Origin of the sequence: Aliikangiella coralliicola (assembly GCF_007004725.1) — a bacterium.
Lineage (GTDB): Bacteria > Pseudomonadota > Gammaproteobacteria > Enterobacterales > Kangiellaceae > Aliikangiella > Aliikangiella coralliicola.
On sequence record NZ_ML660163.1, the window covers coordinates 204915 to 226251 of the forward strand.

A 21337-nucleotide genomic window follows, 5' to 3' on the forward strand; every position below is an offset into this window, starting at 1 on the left:
AAAAACTTCAAAAATATACTGTACTCATCATGTTCTGAGTCAGCCCAAAATGAATAGCTGGCCTTTGATTCATCAGTAACTACAACGGTCCCAATTAAATAAAAGAAATTTCGTTCCGGAACTGACTCAACATCGAAGTATATTTGAACATGTTTATTTGGTAACTTTGGTTTGTCAACGATGTAAGTTTTTTGGGTTCTACATGCTAAAGCTTTGAGTGACGTTGAATACTTTATCCCAATTGAATCACTGTTACGCTTTCGATAACGATAGACGTAGGAATATTGTGTGACAGTGAATATTCCTCTTTTATTAAGACGCCTAATCTCTTTAGAGGAGATCCCACTGAGCAAACTTAGATGGTCTGAGCCTTTAGCAAGGTTAAAACACCGTTCTTGAAAACAGCAGTACTGACAATGACTATTCAAGTGCAGCTCAGGCGGTTCTTTCCGCATGAACAGCTCAATGAGATAGTCGACCTTCTTTTCGACTTCACCATAAAGTTTATCCGTACTTACCTTGTGACATTTAAGTTTACTATCCACCAAAACGCCTTTTGGTGGAACATATTTCGTTAACTTCGATAAAACAAAAGCGATATACGCTAGTACTTTTTTGTCATTCCTAGTTAGTTTTGCGCGAGGGATTAGTAAAGAAGCTTGATAGTAATCTACCCCTGATTTTCTGTCTTTAACTAAATGCAAACTATCACAATAAGCTGACAATGATTTAGTGTTTAGCGAAGCATTAACTAAAAGAGGAGTCATCTTTTCAAATTCAGATGGTGAAAACTGACGAACTTCTCTTTCGCCTAATCTAAGCATTTTTAAATACGTACTTTTTTGATTATTTAAGTTTTCCTTCAATATTAAAGAATATTCATTTTCAACCGCATTACATTCTTCAAATTTAAGCAAATAAGCTTTTAGATCACACTCTAACACTGCTTGAAAATATTTTTGATTAATTATTTGATTAGCATTTAGGTTAACAAGGGACATAAACTGAGTTGATTGCGCGGGTTCGATTATTCATATAATAGCCTGTACATATCTCTAAAGAGAATAGAGCCGTAAACACCGAAAAACAAAGATAACTAGTTCACCCTATTCTGGTGTGGCATTTTCTAGCTCTAATCTGTTCGAAAAATAGGATTTTAGATATTTCCCTGTAAACTTTTCCTTAACTATCTTTCGATGCTCTTTCCATCTATTCAAAACTGGAAATCCTTGTCCCACTAGGATCCCAACCCATTTGGTTTCAGACTCCAAAGAATCTTGTTCCGTATATTTCAAATCAACAACTTCGAAGATAGGATCATATCCGAGCCTTTTTAGTTTCGCGAGGTACGTGTATACATTGATCGTTCCATATTTCGGGAGTCGGTCTTTTGCGATTCGCTTGACATATTGCTTTTCTTTTCTCTCAAAATTATTAGTTTGACCAACATAAACAGGTATATTACCTCTAGATCTTTAATCACATAGGTATAGAAAGTGAGTTTTTCCATAAACAATGTTCCTTTAATGAGATAAGATATCTGAGTTTGCTTTTAAAGTAATAAATCTAACACATGAATAGACAAGACACATTAACTAGAACAGTGCTCAATAGACTATCAAACATTGCTAAAAGCACTCCATTCACTGTTCGAAAATTTACCGACCTAGGTTCTTCTAGTTCAGTGCATCGCATACTCAGCAGGTTGTGCAATGAAGGCAAAATAATTCGCGTTATGAGAGGTTTTTATGTGCTTCCTAGTGAAATTGATTCACTACCTAATGTCAAATTTTCAGCCAGCGTTGAATCTCTTGCTAGAGCATGGGCTCTTGATCGTGGTTACAAATTAGTAGCAACAGGTATTGAAGAGGCCTACCGGCTTAGATTACAAACACAAGCTCCTGTAAAAAGTATCTATTGGACTAATGGCCCTTCAAGAACAATTAGCATAGAAAACGCTACCGCAATTATAAGACACGTTTCTGATTCAAAATTGCGATGGAGTGATGAACCTCTAGGTAACCTATTCCGAGCTATGTTGGTACTAGATCCCAAATATGTAAAACGACATCATTTTAAAAGAGCGTTGGATATTTGTTTAAAATCTGAAGAGCAGAAAATTACAGGTCTGAATAAATTAAGTAAAGTTCGTGAACTAAAACACTGGCAGCATTTAATTCAGCAACTTAACGAAGCATGATAAATCATTTTTACCTATCTGCTGTGTAATTATGCAAACACCGCATAATCGTGTGTAAAATGTGTTTAACCGATTGATTTTACTTTATTCTTAATGCGACAAGAACCAGAATAAAAAGCTTCTCGGTATGCATTAGACATACTCACCTCACGTCTCCAAAGTGAACCACATTCTCCGTTGCAATGCGGGCAAATACGAGTCATCGCAAAGCCTCCACACTCTAGGCATTTTTCAGAAAAATCACCATTTTACCAATTTGCGCTACAAGATGAACAATATTTCATATGAATACATAAGTCATTTTATTGGCTTAATCGGCTCATAATATTTAAGATATTGAGCCGATTATTATATTAGCAATGAAATAATCACAAATAGTATTGCGACTACGTTTTAATTGAACATCATACAATATAAAACACCAACAATTTTTCTTCTTAAATTCTGACGAGTTCAGTAATTTTAGATGAGTTCAAAGGTGTAAATATATTTCCCTAAACAATATCAACTCTGATATTCCAACCAAATACCATTATTGCTTTGTTAGAGAATCAAATTTGTCTAGAAACAGTAATCGTATATTAGCTTTTTTTTAGAAAAAACGAGTAATAAGTGCAGTGTCGATTAATTGAGTTCTCTCAATATAAATTTTACACCAAACTTCAAATTAACAAAAAAAAGTTCAATTTGGGCGAATTTCGCAAACATAGATATAATAAAAAAGTAGAACTAGAAGCGAAAACATCTACCTACTCCCCGTTAATTTTTTTCTTACAAGGACCGCCTGTTCGAGTGAAAATCAATGGCTTACATCATAAAAATTCTGTTCCTGTTTATTAAAAATAAACACGTCTTTTTTCATTGTCTTTTATGTTGGAAATTGAGAATTTTGGTGATATCTTGGGACAAATCCAGAACACTAGGGACATATTGTGACCTATGTATTCTTCTAAAAACGAAGAGCCTAGCTCAGCCCAAAATGAAGAATTCATTCTCAAGAAGTATGGGTGCATACTTACTCTAGAAGAAATAAAGTCCGTATTAAAGTATCCATCTATAAGTGCCGTCAGAAAAGCACATTCAAGAAAGACGCTTCCCATAAAACTATATCGATTTAAAGGGCGTGCCGGCTATTACGCTAAAGCAGAAGAAATTATCGACTGCATAGAAAAAATGGAAGAGTCTTAGTTTGTCTAACCCTGTCTCATCTTGTCAAAAATAAGGGAGAAAATATTATGAGCCAATAACAAAAAAACCGAAAACAATTTCTTGATTTCGGCTTTTAAGGAAGATATTTCTTCGGTGTGGTTGCCTAAAGTATCTTCTTTTAATTCCCGTGAGTCAAGTAATCCAATAACGAATTTTATGTTCGAGGTTTCATCGCGCCCGTAATACAGTGTTGGTAGCCTCGGCGAGAGGATACCTATGTTTACAGAATCCGATTTAGATTATTACTGCAACGTTCAACATAAATTACTGTCAACAGGTAGAGACTATCTGGCTGCTTGCTTCAATAGTAACGGTTCGCGTTCTGTGGGCACTCATGCACGAGGTAATGTTGTATCCTGGGTGCCTAGTCCCAAACTGAATAACAAAACATTTGCCACTGAAAGCAGAGGTGCTGAATGGGCATTAAACACCTTGATGCAATTCGATAGTAAAGTTCTCTGGTATGGGGACCAACCTGAACCTGTCGATATCGTGCGTTCTTATAAGAATGGCCGCAAGCGAAGAGCATCTTATACACCAGATGGCGTCAGCTTTACTTCTCTAGGGCCAATCGTTTATGAAGCCAAAACACTTAGCGATGTAGAAAAGCTGCTGGTCAAATATCCTAGTGACTGGAAGCGACTTGAGAGTAATGCAGTTGTGTACATACCTGCGAAAGAAGCTTTCATGCGGCTTGGTCTAACGCATAAGGTCTACATTTACAAACCGGAAGACTACATTTATATAACTAATCTGGATCATATCTTGTGGGCAAGAGCGAGTCTCGAATTTTGCTCGCCAGAGAGTTCTGAAATCAACAAAGCCTTTGAAATGCAGTTTGTACTAACCTTGGCTGTACTCCAAAATCAACTGAAACTGTCTAACCAGACTCCCCTAATAAGAGCCATAGATGAAGGTCATATCGTGGTTGACCTAAAAGACCAGTTGATCACAGACTCAGAGAACTGTCTAGCCTCAACCACACACGCCCTACTGGAACATGGAAAAGAACTTCGACGATCTCAGCTGGTGTACCGAAAAGACTTGGTGAACTCAAAAAATCTCTCGTTAGTTCCGTCATTGAAGGGTGCTGAAGGAGCTCTTGTACGGCTGGAGGCTCTTAATAAAGGTCTATCCAACAGGAGCACACGCCGATGGAAAGCGCGGATTAAAGCTGGTGAGCAGCTAGGTTTGTCACCCTTCCAGTCTTTGATTTCAAACTACCATCGCTGTGGCAATAGGAAAAAAAATCTCAATTATAAAGTACAAAACTTTCTGAATAATTATCTACTCAATTCATTTATTCATCGGCAAGGGATCAGCGAATACCGTGGTTTTGTCGATTACCAATCCTTGGCTAGAGATGCGCACCCAGAATTTTCGCCAGTTAGCCATAAGACATTTACTCGCCATCTTTCTAAAATCCCACCAGAAGTGATTGCTTATGCCAAAGGTGGCAATCGGATGGGGAACCAGATGGCATTACCAACCGACCCAGAACATAGACATCTTAAAGCGCAGACAGCTTGGGAACGAGCAGCGATTGATCATTATTGCGTTGATCTTTACCTCGTAGTGTATGCGAAAAAAGACAAAATAGTTGCGGAGCGCCCATGGTTAACACTGATGGTAGATCTTTACACCGGTAAAGTTCTGGCATTTTCTATCTCATTTAAGAAGCCATCTCGGCACTCGGTCGCTAAGGTTCTACGTTCCTGCGTTCGTAATCATGGTAGTTTGCCAAGAGAAATCATTTTCGATCGCGGTGCTGAGTTCAAATCTGTGTACTTGGCCTCTCTACTAGCGCACTACTCGGTTATCTTAAGTTTGCGTCCGGCAGGTAATCCCAGGTACGGCGGCGAAGTTGAAGGATTTTTTGGTGAGTTCAAGAAACTGTGGCTGTGTCAGAGAAGCGGAAATTTGGCTAACTATAAAGAAGCTCGCGCCGTCGATGGAAAAAAAACTCCGAAGAAAGCGGCAGTACTATTTCCGGCGGACTTCCATCGAGAGCTCAAGCTATTTTGTGCATGGCGCGAAAATGCCTGTCGAGGCACGGGTGGTCATTCGGCAGAAATCTTATTTGAACAAAGCTGTAAGGATTATCCCTATGTGTCGAGAACCATCTCATACGATGCCGAATTCATTATAGTGACTTGTGTCGAAGCCAAAAAATATACAGTGGATATGCAAAGAGGTATAAACGTATTAGGGACATGGTATAGCTCCCCTGCCATGCAGCTATTACTTAGTAAGCCACGGAAAAATGAGGTACGTTTAGATCCTGAGAATCCCAATCTAATTTTCGTAAAAGTCTGTGACCAGTGGGAACCGTTTTACAGTTCCGAAATAAATGCTTACAGCGCAAAATCTCCCGAACACCAATTAGCAGAAGGAATGATCAAACATGAAGCAGCAAACTTAAAGAAAAAAATTCGGTTTGAAGATGATATAGACCTAGCCAGACTTGTTCACGAAATGGATCGCGTCCGGGAGGAGCAAGAAGCCCCACCGATATTAGAATTTGAAATGACCGAATCTATCACAGAGGAGCAGGTAGAGGTATTTTCCAAGCTTAAAAATACCACAGTACGTCCACTCAATATTCGAGCATGGGAGGCTTAATTATGGAAAAGCTAACGAATATAGAAGAATTAGCAAATATTGATACTTCCAGAGTTAATACTCTGAACTTCAAAATTCTTCATCGCAATTGGAAGCGAGCTTTTGCTGAAGCCTTTGTATTAATGACAACCGCTTCCCCTGGTGAAGTTATTTCAATCTATGGGCCCTCTCGCACGGGAAAAACCTCTTTACTTACAGAGCTTACCAAAGTCATTTGCGGTAATAATCAGTCTAATGACGACGAACAACCGTTGGTAATGATCGAAATAGATAATAGTGGTGGTAAAGCAGCATTTAGCTTCAAGTCTTTTCTACAGGAAATGCTCAACCTCATTAAGCATCCCATTTATTCTTACTCTATTGATGGTAATTGGTCTGATCCAGTAAAAGTCACTAGAAACGCACGAACAACAGAAGCCGTACTGGCCCGGGCTCTTGTTGAAGGACTGCTCCAGAGAAAGACCAAGTTCTGGATAGTTGATGAGGCTCAGGACATGAAATATGCTGGAAAGGATGCAATGGCGGCCGCAGGTGTTATGGATGCAATAAAGACATTAGCGAAAAAGGCCAATGTTATTTTAGTTATATGCGGAACATACCCTATTCTACAATCGATTAATCGTTCTGGACATTTGGAAAACCGAAAGCACGATGTGCACCTTGCTCGTTATCGTACTTCTGAAAAAGATTTATCTGAGTTTCTCTGGATTTTGTCTAATTATGACGCCGCACTAGAGCTAGATCCAACACTTGGCTCCCTCCAAAATTGTGCTGAACTGCTTTACCAGGGAAGCTTTGGTTGTATCGGTTTGATCAGAGCATGGCTTTATAGAGCGTCAGTACATGCAGCAATTGATGGGCGAAAAATTACTCTTGCTCATATACATCAAAGTATGAAGTCTCTAAAACAACTAGTAACTTCCGCAAATGAAATTAAAGAAGGTGAGAAACTCTTGGCGCTTGAGCCATGCAAAATAGTTCAAAGCATAATTGGTGGGGCGCAGCCACTGACAAAGAAGAAGAGTTCAGCCATTCCTTTTCAACGAAAACCCAAACGATACGAGCCTGGTAACAGGCTTTAATACCATAAATGGCTAGACATAAACTCTTTCCCATTCCATTGCTAGGGCAAGGTACGGCAGAGGTGGAATCTCTGCCATCCTACCTTTTGCGTAGTGCATACAGTCATGGGACTTCAATTGGAATACTTACAATGGTTATCCAAAAGTTAGTTGCAGATAAAAATCCGCCTAATTATCGAGCTCTAGGCGGAAGTTCTGGCGTAGAGACACTGTCTCGGGTTAATCGATACACATTGCTATTACGTGATTATCTCACAAGTCTTACTGGTCAGGACATGAGTTGTAAACCATTAGATTTTCTGCACTGTATGGCTTATGGGATTAGTTCGGAGATTAGCGGACTTCGTTGGTGCCCGGAATGCTTGGAAGAAATGGAGCGTTTAAGATCGCCCATATACTTTAAGCAATTGTGGCATATGACAACTATCCACAATTGTCCTATACATCGAACACCATTGATTAGAAATTGCTGGCGTTGTGACAGTCATCAAAACTCATTTAAAGCAGCTCACCCTACCGGTAGGTGTGTCGAATGTGGAGCGACTTTATTTCGAAGAAAAGTACCTTTAACACAAAACGACGTCAGACCATCTTGGCAAGGTATATCTTTTGATTTGATCGAAATATTTGAAAGAGCAGCGCGACTTGATAACACCGAGTATAGTTATGATAAAACGATACGTTTTGTTAGAAGTCTAATTAGTCCTGTGGCCATTGAGTTTCATGAGCGCGATATAATCGGTCGAAAATTGAATCATTTGTTTTGTGAGTTCAACCATAAACATCCTATGTTTTGGCGATTAACTAGTCTACGTCGACTGGCTTACTTTTTAAATATGTCACTATTCGATTTACTTTCAGCAAATAAAAATGGGTATCGATTAAGTTTCCCAATTTCAGATATTAGCGAAATACCACCGCAGCTTAGGCCACGAAAAAAAGTTAAACATAATCACAAGAAAATTTATCAAAAATTGTTGTCTTTGCTTGATAAGCAGAAATATCCTCCTAGCTTGAAACAACTGGCTCGAATGACCAAAGTTTCAGTTGGATACCTAGAATATAGATTTCCTAGCCTAGTTCGAAAGGTAGTCGACGAACATCAGTCTTGTAAACATCACCAATATTTAGTGAGACGTTATCGTGCTCAAACTGCCGCTTTGAGATTTTTTATAGACGAGCGCTATGCTTCTTACAATCAATCCCGTAAAGAGGCATATCGAGTGCTTAGCAAAGAGACTCGTTTGCCAAAATGGATGCTAAAAGACGCTATCCAAATCGCGTATAGAACCTTGAACTAGATCATCAAAATGTCTGATCATTTTAATATAATATGAAATTTTTTAACTTTATCTTTAATTTTTTCAGTTTATGGGGTTATGATTGGGTCTTATTAGGTATATAACGGAGCCCTGTCATGATACGTTGCCATCTTGCTCGCCTGATGGGAGAGCGGAAAATGAAGATCTCCGACCTTTTGCGAGAAACCGGTCTAAGCCGGAATACTGTCACTCTCATGTACAAAGAAACAGCGCAAAAATTTGACATTGAAGCATTGGACAAACTTTGCCGATTTTTCCAATGTGAAGTAGGCGATCTATTGGAGTTTTGTGATCACATAGAACATTGAGAGAAAGGATGCAATTGGAATGAAAGCAGCTGTCAAGACCGGCTACAAAGTTAACACAACTAAACGACTGGAAGCTCTTAAGCAGAAGGAAATGTCTTGGGAGCCTGAATTCTGCACTTCTGAGTTTTATCATAATATCTCAAACTCAATACGGGTACTTTCCCAACACGCCATTTCAGAACCATATTTGCTACGAGATTGGGTCTGGATAAATGCGCAATTTCGAATAGCTCACACCTCAGACGAAGATGTTGCAAGAACCTCCTGGGCATCGCTCAGTTCGTTTATTTCCCTGGTTCAGCAATTGGAAGGTGGAAACCAGGATATGCTCGTAGAGATATGTTGGTTAACTGACCGAACAGTGGAGTTGCTTCTTGGGAAACTTGGTTCCCAGGCAATCAATAAATTTATATCACCTGAAGAGCAAAGAAGAATTGATGATCTAATTATTGAGTTTGCTGAGTCAGATAAAGATGACTTGGTACAATTAAACACCTTTGCAAAAAAGGTATCTTCTGAGTTTTCTGCAATTCATCACGCAGCTTATTTTCCCTCTATAGCCAATAAACTTTTAGCATTAAGTCAAGTGGCGCACGAATCCTCAGAGATGGGTTATTGGGCAAAAGCAGCTTTGCGATATGTATGTATTGAGGAGGATGTAATAAATGATAACCAAGGATACGTAGGTTTCTTAGATGATATACATGTAGTTGAAAACATGTATAGTTTCGTATTTGGCGAGCTCCCTTGGAAACGATTGATTGAGCAAGCCGCGGAGCAATGGCCCTTTATAACCCGCGCGTACTGGCTCGATGAAGACTCCAAGAATCATTTAACTCCATTGTTGAAAGTTGTCATTTCATGTTGTCTCAATTCTTCTTTAGAACAAAATCAATCACGCACCATAATCTTGCCAGAAGTAGGACCTTGTGGTTTTCTAGCGGCGGCCACCTTTGTTTTAAAAGTTGAGGAATCAGAGAAAAAAAGAACCACACCTGAACCAGGCTCATATGCCTCATTCAGAGATGGGCATCTCCCTAGATATGTTCTGATGGAGTTACCATTTGAACAACCTGATGGTTCAGAGTTGCCAATGGTCAGACTAAGAGATGGTGGTAAAAGATCTATACCTCAAGAGAAAGCAATATTGCTAGAGCCTGTGGATGGTATCGCAATCCCCCTTGCAACGTCTAAACAGTTGGATCGATGGTTATCGATAATTGAGGAAGATAGTCAAACCGCAGTCCATAAATTCCATAGGGCCGAATTGCAAACATCTGTTATTTTCGTAACCTGCCGATCAGATTTTTTCAGTTATCTTGAAACAATCCGCCCTTATGGCAGAAGGCTTGATGAATTGGTTTCTGTTGAATACCGTAGCCGCGTTAATAGCTCTACTCTAGGTTCAGGAGCAATGAATGCAGAGCCAACTTTGATTGTATGTAGTAGCCTTGATGTTGCTGAAAGTTTACTTCGTGAAGAGGGAAAGCACACAAAACCTCAACACATGATTATTGATCGTGCTGTTGATCATATTGCTCTGAAAGCTCTGAAAGTGAGGTGTAAACAATATAACCCAAAAATGAAAATTCTAGTGCTCTCTCAAGTGAATACGCAGGTAGGATACTATCCAAAAAGCCACGAAGAATCTATTTGGCTAATTCGACCTGACGACGTCGACCCAATTCCAAAAGCATTAGATCCAATTTCAGTTTCTATTAAGGGTAAAGGGCCTCTTGCTAAATATGTCAAGAGGCAAAGCCGGGCCACAAATGTCAAGTCAACGACACACATTGTTGAGTTTGGAGAGCTGGAAAACTTCTATCAAGCTATTCAAAAAGTTAAACAACGAGCGTTAGAGGAAGACTCCTCTCTTTTGCCTTTCGCTATTAATTCGGAAACAGCATTAAAATATATTTCAACACACCCACCAGTCGGAAACAGTATCGCTGACGAACGCTTGACTCTTGTGTTGACAAGTCTTTCACAGCATGCTGCTGCAATGGGGATGTATGATCAGGATCTTAAAAACTTGGCCTCAACTTCTAACGAGCTCATTAAAGCTATCAGAATCAAGAATCCTAAAGCTCAGATACTGTTTGATCTTATAAAAAACTATAAAAGATGCCATATTGTTGTTGCGTCCAGAACTATTGCGGATTCACTTTCAAAGACATCATTCAACCTCAAACATGTCAATGTAAAGTTTATCTCGGTACATGATCTGGAGTCATTGGAGAGTATCGAGTCAATTCTGATTCCTGGTTGGTTAGGGCGTAAGGAAATGTTGAAGTTGAAACTTGGAGGTTGGTCCAACATTCAATTGAACATGCTATATAGCTTTGAACACGACCGCTCATCAAAGCAAGCAAAAAAGTTAGAAAGCACATTTACTTATCTGGATAAAAAAACAAGAGAAAGCTGGAAAGCTTTTTCCATTAAAAATCCTGAAGCTGGCAACCCACCGGCGGATTCACAGAAAATTTTAAATTCCAGAGACGACAAGGATGTATGCGAACTTGAAAATGAGTATCTGGAAAGAGATGATTGGGTAGAGTCTGCTGTCCGTACGCACATAAACTCTTCATCTATAAACCAAAGTAGCCAAACTAGGGTTCTCGGACGGCTTATCTTTTTTAAAGATGGGCAACACTATGGAGTTTTCGCAGAAAATGCAAAACTCGTTTGTCTAAATGAAGTATTAGGAGGATCAGTAAATGACTCTAATTTCAGTGAATCTGAAGCTGATAAATTACTTTGGAAAAGTACAAAGTTCCTGGAAATAGGAGATGTATTGGCTTTTCCCGATACCCAAACGCTAGGTGATGTAATAGACGAATTGGCAGATGCTATTCTTGGCGACAAAGGGGCCATGAGAGAACAATCTGGCCTTTGGCGTAATGCCTTACGAAAGATTTATGAGGCAAGTGCTTGGGACCTCAAGAAGATGCAAAGGAAATTGTCGCAGCATGGTGTAGATAGGACTCGAGCTACTTTGGAGTCATGGTTGTTTTCTACAAAAACAGTGGCTCCCCAAAATCCATCACAAACTATTCCTAACATCTTGGCGTGTGCAGGCATTGATGATTCACACGACTTGGCAAAAAAAATTCTGAGACACGTAAACAGAGTTTACGCTGCTAGAAGAAAGGCCGGGCACCATTTAGTGGCCCAACTTTCCACTGCATCTATAAGTGGACTTGGCGACAACGCATTTATAGAAATTAATGGAAAGGAAATTCGCTATAGAGTTCTTTCCATATCTTCTGTCGATGAAGCAGCAAGATATGATGCTTCTATCTTGGGTGTGCATTCAATTCATGACGGTTTGCTGGAGGTAAAACAATGAGCAGAATGCTACCTTTCCGGCCACATTGTGGCATAACCAAATCAGAACAGTGGGTATTCGACCAACTCGCAGAAGCACCTTCACTGGATAACTACGTAATACTTCATTCGCTTGGATTAGCGCGTCATAAGAGAAAGTCCTATGCGGAATGTGACTTTGTAATTATAGGTCCACTTGGCGTCTACTGTCTTGAAGTTAAAGGCGGTCATGTGAGTAGACAAGATGGAGTGTGGACGATTGGCTGGCCCGGAAGATCTTATACTTCTATGGAGGGACCATTCAAACAAGCTCAATCTGCAAGAGGCGCGCTATTACAAGAGGCTCGTATTAGACTTGGAAAAGATTTAATCAAACGTGTTCCCTTTGGTTGGGGAGTTATGTTTCCTGACGTGCAATTTGTCGAGAGAGATCCGGAATGGGATCAGGAATGTATTTTTGATGAAAGCAACAAAGAGCTACCTATTTCCACATATTTGAAAAGACTTGCTGAGTATACTCTGGCGCATGAATCAAGCAGAGGAAGAACATACCAAACTCCATTATCGCGGCGCGAAATAGATACTATTACCAATAGTTTTCGCGCTGACTTTGATTTGGTGCCAGGAATCACGAGCTTGATAAGAGAAAGCCACAGCGAAATGCTTTCGCTTTCTGAAGAGCAATACTCTTCCTTGGAGACTATCCTGCATTCTGGAAATCCCAGGGTAATCTGCGAAGGTACTGCAGGCACAGGTAAAACAGTTCTAGCAGCAGAAGCGGCACGTAGACTTGCTCAAGATGGAATGCGTGTCTTGTTTCTCTGTTTCAATCGCAATCTTGCATGGCAGCTAAAACATCAGGACTTTGCAAAATATAAGAGTATTACGTTACATACGATTTGGGGATTATTATACCAGTTGGTCAGCAAAAACTATCCAGATCAAATTCAGGGGGAAGGAAGTTTTAATAAAGTTTTAGAGATGGCAGAGGAAGCAGCGATTGACTCAATAGAGACTGGTGAACTTATTCCTTATGATGTATTGATTATCGATGAGGCCCAGGATGTATTAGCCCCTGAAGTTATGAACGCATTGGACTGGTTTCTGAATGAAGGTATTTCTAGTGGTAGATGGGTAATGTTCTTGGATACAGCTATACAAGCGAGTGTGTATAACAAGCTTGAAGGTAGAATACACTCCCACCTATCAACTAAAGCAATGAACTTAAAGCTAAGCATTAATATGAGAAATCCAGTGACTATTGCTAAAGAGGCCGCAATGATTACAGGAACTCCCCCTCCTAAGTGCAGGCGTCAATTCATTGCTCCAGTTGATTATCGAACAATTCATGGGATGAAAACTGTTAGCAAAATATCAACGTCGTTGATAACCCAGTTAATTTCAGAAGGGGCAAATCCAAACGATATTGTTTTGTTATCTTTCCGTTCACCAGAGGAAGCATTTTTTAAAAATGGCTATGCATCTATCGGAAAAAAAGTACACGTACTTGATGGCAAACAAGATAGAATCAATCGAGACGCTATTCCAGCAGCCTCTATTCCCGCATTTAAAGGACTTGAATCAGAGATAATTATTGTGGGTGACTTACCTGAAGGGGAAATGACAGAATGGCAACTTGCAAATCTATATGTTGCACTTACTCGGGCACGAACTGCTGTTTATGTTATTTGTAGTCAGGGATATGTAAACCGCCGTATTGATTTGCTTGAAGGATAAAATATGGATACAAATTTGGAACATTCAAAATATCGTAGCAAGCTGTTGAAATTCATGACAGATGAATTGTTCGGCCCAGAATACACAGACGATTCTAAAAGACAGCATGAGCTACTTGAAGTGTCACCGCTACAACTCTATTCTACAGGAGTTTTGTTTCCTCAAAAATCAATTAATAACCAGTTAGAAGACGATGCGACAAGAGAGAAAGAAGAAACGCCAACCGAGGACTCATCATTAGATGACACTCCTTTTGTAGAGATCAAAGGTGGTGGAAAGCAAACGCAAGACGCAACTTTACTGGAAGAGCAACCACTCAATCTGGCAAATGAATTCAACCCATCCGCCGCAGGAATTACAGTTAAAGTTTCATCTGATACAAAACTCTTTGTAGACGTAAATGCAGGTCGATACAAGACAGAAAGAATAGAGAAAAAACATCCAAAGGCTGGACAGGAAAAAGCCGATGGTTCTCTTTTTCCTGATACTCGTGAAGAAATAAACTATAGGAGGGTACCAATTCAGGATCAAGTAGAAATAGATTTAGCTAAATATCCAGTAAATAGTATATTTCTACACAACATACAAAATACTGATGGCATGATGAAACTGCACGCTCGAATCAGGCCTGAAGAAGGAAATAAGACATCTGTCTCGCTAGCTCTAGTGAATCAACACAAAGGAGGAGTTGACGCCCCTCCCGCATTCAACGCATCGTTCTTTCAAGTTAGGTTATCTGTAAGCGAGGTCACCGGTGCGTCAGTTTTCCATCCGATAGATCGCGCAGGCGGTGTTTCGCAAGATGAAGAACTTGCTGCGCTAGATATGCTTTATAGAGAAAAGCGGTCTTTTGCATTGGGTCATGGATGCGGAGCAGATTGGACGACCGACACTGATGACAAGACAGTCGCAAAACGGGTATGGTCTGATTTTCTTCCCAAGTGTGACATAAAACCAGTAAAACCAAGAGAAGAAGCACTTTTTACCGACCAGTTTAATCTGTCAATGAGAAGCCTTTCAGAATATGGTTCGTCTGATAACAGCATTATTGAAAATCTGGGGCTTCTTGTTAAAGATTATGAAAGATGGATTATTTCCCAGCAAAATTATCAAAAAGTTAGATTGCCAGAAGAACATCAGAAATCAGCTTCGACAAATTTGGAAAAATGTTGGAAATGCCTAAGGCGAATTAAAGAAGGCATTGCTTATCTTGCCTCAAATAATGACGCGATGAAGGCATTTAAACTGGCGAATCGAGCAATGTTAATTCAACAAGCCAGAACAAGATTCCAAAAGGACATCGACCCGGATACTAATTACTCAGATTTTCCTGATGATTATAATATCCCTGCTGAAAAAGAGCCTGCATGGAGACCGTTTCAGTTGGCTTTCATGCTGATGAATATAACTTGTTGTGCTGAAGATGAACATCCTAACAGAGAGCTAGTTGACTTGATCTGGTTTCCCACTGGAGGTGGTAAAACAGAAGCCTACCTTGGATTGGCCGCATTTTGTATATGTTTGCGCCGGTTAAATGATACTGAAGATAAGGGAGTCGCAGTGCTAATGCGATATACCCTTAGGCTGTTGACGGCTCAGCAGTTTCAACGAGCAGCAGCTCTAATTACCGCTTTGGAATCACTAAGGTTAGACAAATATTTAGGAGCTGAGCTTGGTGAGGCTCCGATTTCAATAGGATTGTGGGTAGGTATGGGCCTATCGCCTAACCGTCGTAAAGATGCCATCAAAAGGCTAAACGAGTTAACCGCTAATCCTGGAGCTCAAAATCCCTTTCAGTTATTGCGCTGCCCTTGGTGTCGTACCTCTCTCGATAAAAGCGGAAAGCTTGGATATCAAAAGGAACCTTTAACTGTAGGTGGCGAAGATACTGTTATATTTCGGTGCAGCAATCCAGGATGCAGATGGCATTCCACTTCAAGCCAACTGCCAGTTGTGGTTATTGATGATGACATTTATGACAACCCTCCTACTCTGCTACTTGGTACAGTAGACAAGTTCGCTCAATTGGCTTGGGTTCCGGAGACAGGTCGCATCTTCGGTACCAACGATTTTAGTGCCCCTCCAAACCTGATTATTCAAGATGAACTTCATTTGATATCAGGTCCGTTAGGAACAATCGTGGGCCTATATGAAACTGTAATTGATAAGCTGTGCTCCAGAAACGGGAAAACTCCAAAAATTGTTGCTTCTACAGCGACTATCCGTCAATCCGCGAAACAGTGTAAAGGACTGTATGCCAGGGACCGTTTTGAGTTTCCGCCACAAGGGCTTGATGCCGGGGATTCCTATTTTGCATACGAAGATCATGAAGCTCCCGGCAGGTTATATGTAGGAGTTTTCGGATCGGCAGTAAAATCTCACGCTACAGCGCAGGTTCGTGTAATCTCACCCTTGCTGCAGGCTGTGATGCCAGAACTTCCTGAAACAGAGCCTCCTGTGGTTTCTGATAAGTATGCTACTCTTCTATGGTATTTTAATAGCCTGCGTGAACTAGGGCATGCAGTTACAATGTCTACAGGTGATATTCCTGAGCACCTATTTAATTTGTGTAAAAGAAACAATATTGCAAAGGATTTTTCTCGGAAGATCTATATCACTCAAGAGCTCACAAGTAGAAGAACAGCTGAAGAAATCCCCAAAATACTTGATGAATTGAATCGAAAGTGGCCTCGCTCCGAAGAGCAGGGCTGGCCAGTCGATATGTTATTAGCAACGAATATGATTTCTGTTGGGGTTGATGTTGCAAGGCTTGGTCTAATGGTGGTTGCAGGTCAACCTAAGTCGACCGCAGAATATATTCAAGCTACCAGTAGAGTTGGACGGGGATTCCCTGGAATGGTTGTTACTGTATATAACCCTGCTCGCAGTAGAGATAGGTCACACTATGAACAGTTCGTTGGATACCATCAAGCAATTTACCGTTATGTAGAACCAACAAGTGTCACTCCATTTTCTGCTCCTGCGAGATCCAGAGGATTTGCAGGAATGGTGATTGCTTTGGCAAGACTATTGACAGGGATGAAGGTGCCAGAAGATATATCCAAGCATCCTGATGCACAAGAAGAGTTGATTGAATTAATTTTGAAGAGGGTTCAGCAGATTGATAAAGAAGAATATGATGATTCACGTAGGGAACTCTTAAAAATAATTAAGAATTGGAAAGAATACCTACCACCGGAGTTTGGTCAAATGGCGGGCAGTCCAACCACTCAAACTTTGATGCACCCTTTTGGCCGGAAGATAAACGAAGATTTTGAAGGAAAGGCATTCCCAGTCCTTACAAGCATGCGCAGCGTAGATGTCACTTGCGCAGCTCGAGTTCTTCAAATTTATCCGGATTCAGGAGAATAATTTGTGACAAGACCAGAATTCAGAAGAAGTCAGGGGATCGTTCCATTTGGAGTTGGTGCAATTATTGATTTTCCTGATGAGTCATTAATGGCAGCCGGACTTGATGCTTGGCTTATTGAAATGCAGCCTGAAATAGCCGTGTATCTGAAAGAGGCTACATATCTATCAGAGCCGCGATTACAAACAAGACTATCATACGAACTTGGAAAAGAAATAAGCGGGCTGTATATGCCACCTGAAGCTCCAGAATACCCTCCGCACAATTTCGCAGGATTTGGGGGACCCATTACTACTGGAGATACTCCCTTTGTACGTTTTCCTAATTGGCATTTCTGTCCACGATGCAGGTCAATGCAATATGTCCCATGGAATAGCCCAAGTAATGCAAAAAATGAGGATTTGAGATGTAAGAATTCCAAATTCAGACGTCAAGCCAAAGCAAATACACAACCCTGTAGTGCGCTTCCTTTAAAAAGGCGTCCAAAGTTAGTACCTGTTCGTTTTATAGTTGCATGTACTAACGGCCATATTTCTGACTTTCCTTGGAGTAAGTGGGCACACGGCGCTCGAAAAGAATGTGGCCACGAACCAGGTACACTTTTTCTTGTTTCCACTGGTGGTGCAGGCCTAGAAGGAATTAAAGTAGAGTGCTCAAAATGTGGTTCTTTCAGAACGATGAAAGGTGCTTTTAATCCCAACACCTTTATGCAAGTAACAGGCTTGTCCTGTAGCGGAGCCCGACCTTGGCTTGGGCCGCAAGCACACGAGTTGAATTGCCAGGAATCGGCGCAAGTCGTACAGAGGGGAGCATCAAATGTTTATTTCCCACATGTGGTTAGTTCGATTTTGATTCCTCCGTATTCTGAAACAATACACAGAATTCTGGATAACCAAAGTATATGGAGTGAAATATGTGATGTTCTAGACAATATACGAGTGAATGGACAACCTGTTATTTCGGCAAATATGTTTACATCCAAAGCAAATAAGTATGGAATTGAGCCTGAGGTTCTTGCTGCAGCAATAAAGGAAAAATATCTTCACCCAGAAGCTTGGTCTGGTACTGCGGACCAAACAGAGTCAGCTTATCGATTTACCGAGCGTCAAGCCTTTCTTGGCCCTCGTCCTGCTCCAAACGAACGTCATGAGTTTGATATTAGAAAAACCCAGATTTCTGATTATTCAAGAGAGGTTAAGGATTACTTTGATGAAGTTGTGCTTATCCCCCGACTTAGAGAAACGAGAGCCTTAGTCGGATTTTCAAGAGTAACCCCTTTTGATGGTGATCAAAGTCGATTGTCCAAACTGTCTAAAAAAGAGCTTTCTTGGTTACCTGCAGTTTCATCTACCGGTGAAGGAATTTATTTGGAATTGAGTGAAGAAAAGCTTTGTGCTTGGGAGTCGGCTCATGCAGACATTTCGGCGAGAATAGATCTGATTAACAGGAATTGGACGAAGGTATCTACAGAACGAGGAACTTCATTTGATCTTTATTGTTCCAGGGTTCTCTTGGCTCACACTCTTTCTCATTTGATTATCCGGCAACTAAGTTTTGATTGTGGGTATGACAGCTCCACGCTTAAAGAAAGGCTATATGTATCTAATGATGCAGAGCAAAAGATGTGTGGAATTCTAATTTATACAGCTGGCGGAGACTCTGAAGGCAGTCTGGGTGGGTTAGTAAGGCAAGGTGAGACCGGAAATCTCGAATCTACAATTCTCGCAGCAGTCAGAAATGCACAGTTTTGTGCATCCGATCCGCTATGTTTAGACAGCGAAGGCCAAGGGTATTATGGAATGAATCTCGCCGCTTGCCACGCTTGTACTCTATTGCCGGAAACCGCATGTGAGTTGGGAAACAGAGTTCTGGATCGAGCGATGGTTATAGGATCTGAAACTAATCCACTAGGCGGATATTTCTCGGACCTTACACTTTAACCTGAATTTAAATGGTATAAAAAATGCTAACATTTGTTGATTTATTCTGCGGAGGAGGATTTGGTGCTAGAGGTGCCGTTAAGGCAGGTGCCACTCCTATCCTCGCCATCGATGCCTGGGAGTTGGCAGCAGATACTTATAAGAGCAATTTTCCTGGAGCTGAGGTTATTTGCTCTCCGATAGAAAATTTAAAACCCAAAATACTGGCAAAGCGTCATTTGCCTGATGTTTTGCTGACTTCGCCTGAATGTACTTCACATTCAATTGCACGCGGCGCCAAACCGAAGTGTGAAAAAAGCAGGGAAACAGCAATAGGAATAATCCCATGGATCGAAGCTATGAATCCTCGATGGTTAATTGTTGAAAATGTTAATCGGATGAAACAGTGGGAACGTCACAACGAGTTGATTACAACAATCGAATCTTATGGCTATCAAGTTAATGACTTGCTTTTAAATGCCGCCGACTTTGGGACGCCTCAATCGAGAAAACGAATGTTTTTAGTGTGTGATCGGGAAGGTTCGGTAATAACTAAAAAAGATCTCTATAAACTTCATCGCCGGAGCGAAAAATCGGCGAGTTCAATAATAGATTGGTCTGGAAAATATAAAAGTACGCCGCTGTACAAAGAAGGAAGAGCTCAGGCAACTATTGAACGGGCGGAGAGGGCTATCGATAAGTTAGGCACCAAAAAAGACTTTATTATTGTTTATTATGGTTCTGATTATGCTGGTGGCTGGCAGTCATTGGAGTCTCCATTGCGAACAATTACAACCTTAGATCGTTTTGGACTTGTAACTTGGCAGGAAGAGACTCCCTACTTGAGAATGCTTCAACCCCCTGAATTAATGAAGGCAATGGGTGCAGGCTCTAAGCACCTTCTTACACACGGAAATAGACGAGATAAAGTGAAGCTTTGTGGCAATGGTGTATGTTCACCGGTTATGGAGATGATCTTCAAGAAAATACATCAAATTCAATTAGGTGAAATGGAGCTTGCTTCTTAAATGGATTTGTCTAGTTTGGATCTAGTGGTAGATCGTATTTACAAAGGTTCTAGAAATGGAAATACATCTGATGATCCTTTACCAAGTCTGCTTGGAGTAGATAATGGTGCAGGTTTTAGGCATTTAGGAAAACGCCCCGATATTGAAACTCTAAAATTACTAGTATTGAAATCAACTTTTAAAGACCCTGACTGGCCTGATAAATTAAATACTGAATCAGGTCTATTTACTTATTATGGAGATAATAAATCGATTAGAGAAATCCATGATACACCTAGGCAAGGAAACTTAATATTACGCAATTTATTTGAGGCTAGACACCAAACAAGATCCTTAGAACACTTTCCACCGATATTGTTGTTTGGTGGAACAGGAGAATATTGGGATGTAAGATTTCTTGGTTTGGCAGTACCCGGAGCTCAACGATTGGGACCAGATGATGATCTGACTGCAATTTGGAGATCTACGGGAGCAGAAAATCTCCGTTTTCAAAATTACCGAGCCATTTTTACAGTGCTGGATGTTCCAGTTGTAAAGAGAAAATGGATCGATGATATTAAAAATGGTAATGCAGCGAATTCGAAATATGCCCCAACAGTTTGGTTAGACTGGGTAAAAAATCGAAAATACTCTCCATTGTATTCCCCCCATACAATTGAAATACGAAATAAAGAACAGCAACTTCCCAAAGATATTCAGGGCTTGAAAATTCTGTCTCTAGTTTATGAAAAGTATAAAGATGATCCTATTGGTTTTGAGGCTTGTGCTGTCGAGATTGCGCGGCTTACTATGCCGGATATTGGTGATTGTGAAATTACCAGGCCTTGGCGTGATGGAGGTAGAGATGCGATTGGCTATTATCGTATAGGAACAGGCCCCGGTTCAATTGAAGTTGAGTTTGCTCTCGAAGCTAAATGTTATAAATCTAATTCAGGTGTCGGAGTAAAAGAATTGTCTAGATTACTCTCTCGTTTACGTCACCGACAGTTTGGTATTCTTGTAACAACCTCATACGTAAGCTCTCAAGCCTATAGGGAATTAAAAGAAGATGGCCACCCAGTAGTTCTTATTACCGCTATTGATATAGTAAACATATTAATAAAAAAGATCGGTTCCGCTGAGTCTATTTGTCGCTGGTTAGACCGCATTGGAATAGCAACAGATTAGTTAATTATATACGGATTCATCGTCAAGAATTCTATTTGCAAACTTT

12 protein-coding genes are annotated in these 21337 nt (G+C 40.5%); 11 read left to right on the forward strand and 1 reads right to left on the reverse strand.

Annotated features, from left to right (window positions below; genetic code table 11):
- Positions 1 to 1001, reverse strand: a 1001-nt coding sequence (locus tag FLL46_RS09740; RefSeq protein ID WP_210418660.1) for a TM0106 family RecB-like putative nuclease, incomplete at its 3' end; no start/stop codon positions are given.
- Between the two features lie 572 nt (positions 1002 to 1573).
- Here FLL46_RS09740 and FLL46_RS09745 point away from each other — a divergent pair.
- From FLL46_RS09745 to FLL46_RS09795, 11 genes are all read left to right on the forward strand, one after another.
- Complete coding sequence (locus FLL46_RS09745; RefSeq protein ID WP_142893322.1) at positions 1574 to 2200, forward strand: DUF6088 family protein; 627 nt, start codon at positions 1574 to 1576, stop codon at positions 2198 to 2200.
- Between the two features lie 1533 nt (positions 2201 to 3733).
- Entirely contained in the window at positions 3734 to 6031 is a 2298-nt protein-coding gene (locus tag FLL46_RS09750) for an integrase catalytic domain-containing protein (protein WP_168204115.1), read from the forward strand.
- Positions 6032 to 6033: 2 nt separating this feature from the next.
- Entirely contained in the window at positions 6034 to 7113 is a 1080-nt protein-coding gene (locus tag FLL46_RS09755) for an AAA family ATPase (RefSeq protein WP_168204116.1), read from the forward strand.
- Positions 7114 to 7121: 8 nt separating this feature from the next.
- The gene (locus FLL46_RS09760) at positions 7122 to 8414 is read left to right on the forward strand and encodes a TniQ family protein (protein ID WP_142893325.1); all 1293 of its coding nucleotides are present in this window, start codon (positions 7122 to 7124) and stop codon (positions 8412 to 8414) included.
- A gap of 116 nt (positions 8415 to 8530) precedes the next feature.
- A complete protein-coding gene (locus tag FLL46_RS09765; RefSeq protein WP_142893326.1) occupies positions 8531 to 8743 on the forward strand; it encodes a helix-turn-helix domain-containing protein in 213 nt (70 codons plus the stop codon).
- A 19-nt stretch (positions 8744 to 8762) separates the two neighbouring features.
- Positions 8763 to 12092, forward strand: coding sequence for a DrmE family protein (locus tag FLL46_RS09770; protein ID WP_142893327.1), 3330 nt, complete (start codon positions 8763 to 8765; stop codon positions 12090 to 12092).
- A gap of 5 nt (positions 12093 to 12097) precedes the next feature.
- A complete protein-coding gene (locus tag FLL46_RS09775) occupies positions 12098 to 13807 on the forward strand; it encodes a nuclease-related domain-containing DEAD/DEAH box helicase (protein ID WP_246119299.1) in 1710 nt (569 codons plus the stop codon).
- 3 nt (positions 13808 to 13810) lie between these two features.
- Positions 13811 to 17179, forward strand: a complete 3369-nt coding sequence (locus FLL46_RS09780; protein WP_142893329.1) for a helicase-related protein — start codon at positions 13811 to 13813, stop codon at positions 17177 to 17179.
- Between the two features lie 3 nt (positions 17180 to 17182).
- A complete protein-coding gene (gene drmB / locus FLL46_RS09785; protein ID WP_142893330.1) occupies positions 17183 to 19117 on the forward strand; it encodes a DUF1998 domain-containing protein in 1935 nt (644 codons plus the stop codon).
- Positions 19118 to 19140: 23 nt separating this feature from the next.
- Positions 19141 to 20124, forward strand: a complete 984-nt coding sequence (locus FLL46_RS09790) for a DNA cytosine methyltransferase (RefSeq protein WP_142893331.1) — start codon at positions 19141 to 19143, stop codon at positions 20122 to 20124.
- Positions 20125 to 21291, forward strand: coding sequence for a restriction endonuclease (locus FLL46_RS09795; RefSeq protein ID WP_142893332.1), 1167 nt, complete (start codon positions 20125 to 20127; stop codon positions 21289 to 21291).
- Positions 21292 to 21337: the final 46 nt, after the last annotated feature.

Bases quoted from the DNA above. Each gene is read 5' to 3' on its own strand.
- FLL46_RS09760 (WP_142893325.1), top strand. From the start codon at position 7,122: ATGGCTAGACATAAACTCTTTCCCATTCCATTGCTAGGGCAAGGTACG.
- FLL46_RS09780 (WP_142893329.1), top strand. From the start codon at position 13,811: ATGGATACAAATTTGGAACATTCAAAATATCGTAGCAAGCTGTTGAAA.
- FLL46_RS09755 (WP_168204116.1), top strand. From the start codon at position 6,034: ATGGAAAAGCTAACGAATATAGAAGAATTAGCAAATATTGATACTTCC.
- FLL46_RS09790 (WP_142893331.1), top strand. From the start codon at position 19,141: ATGCTAACATTTGTTGATTTATTCTGCGGAGGAGGATTTGGTGCTAGA.
- FLL46_RS09745 (WP_142893322.1), top strand. From the start codon at position 1,574: ATGAATAGACAAGACACATTAACTAGAACAGTGCTCAATAGACTATCA.
- FLL46_RS09795 (WP_142893332.1), top strand. From the start codon at position 20,125: ATGGATTTGTCTAGTTTGGATCTAGTGGTAGATCGTATTTACAAAGGT.
- FLL46_RS09775 (WP_246119299.1), top strand. From the start codon at position 12,098: ATGCTACCTTTCCGGCCACATTGTGGCATAACCAAATCAGAACAGTGG.
- FLL46_RS09770 (WP_142893327.1), top strand. From the start codon at position 8,763: ATGAAAGCAGCTGTCAAGACCGGCTACAAAGTTAACACAACTAAACGA.
- FLL46_RS09765 (WP_142893326.1), top strand. From the start codon at position 8,531: ATGATACGTTGCCATCTTGCTCGCCTGATGGGAGAGCGGAAAATGAAG.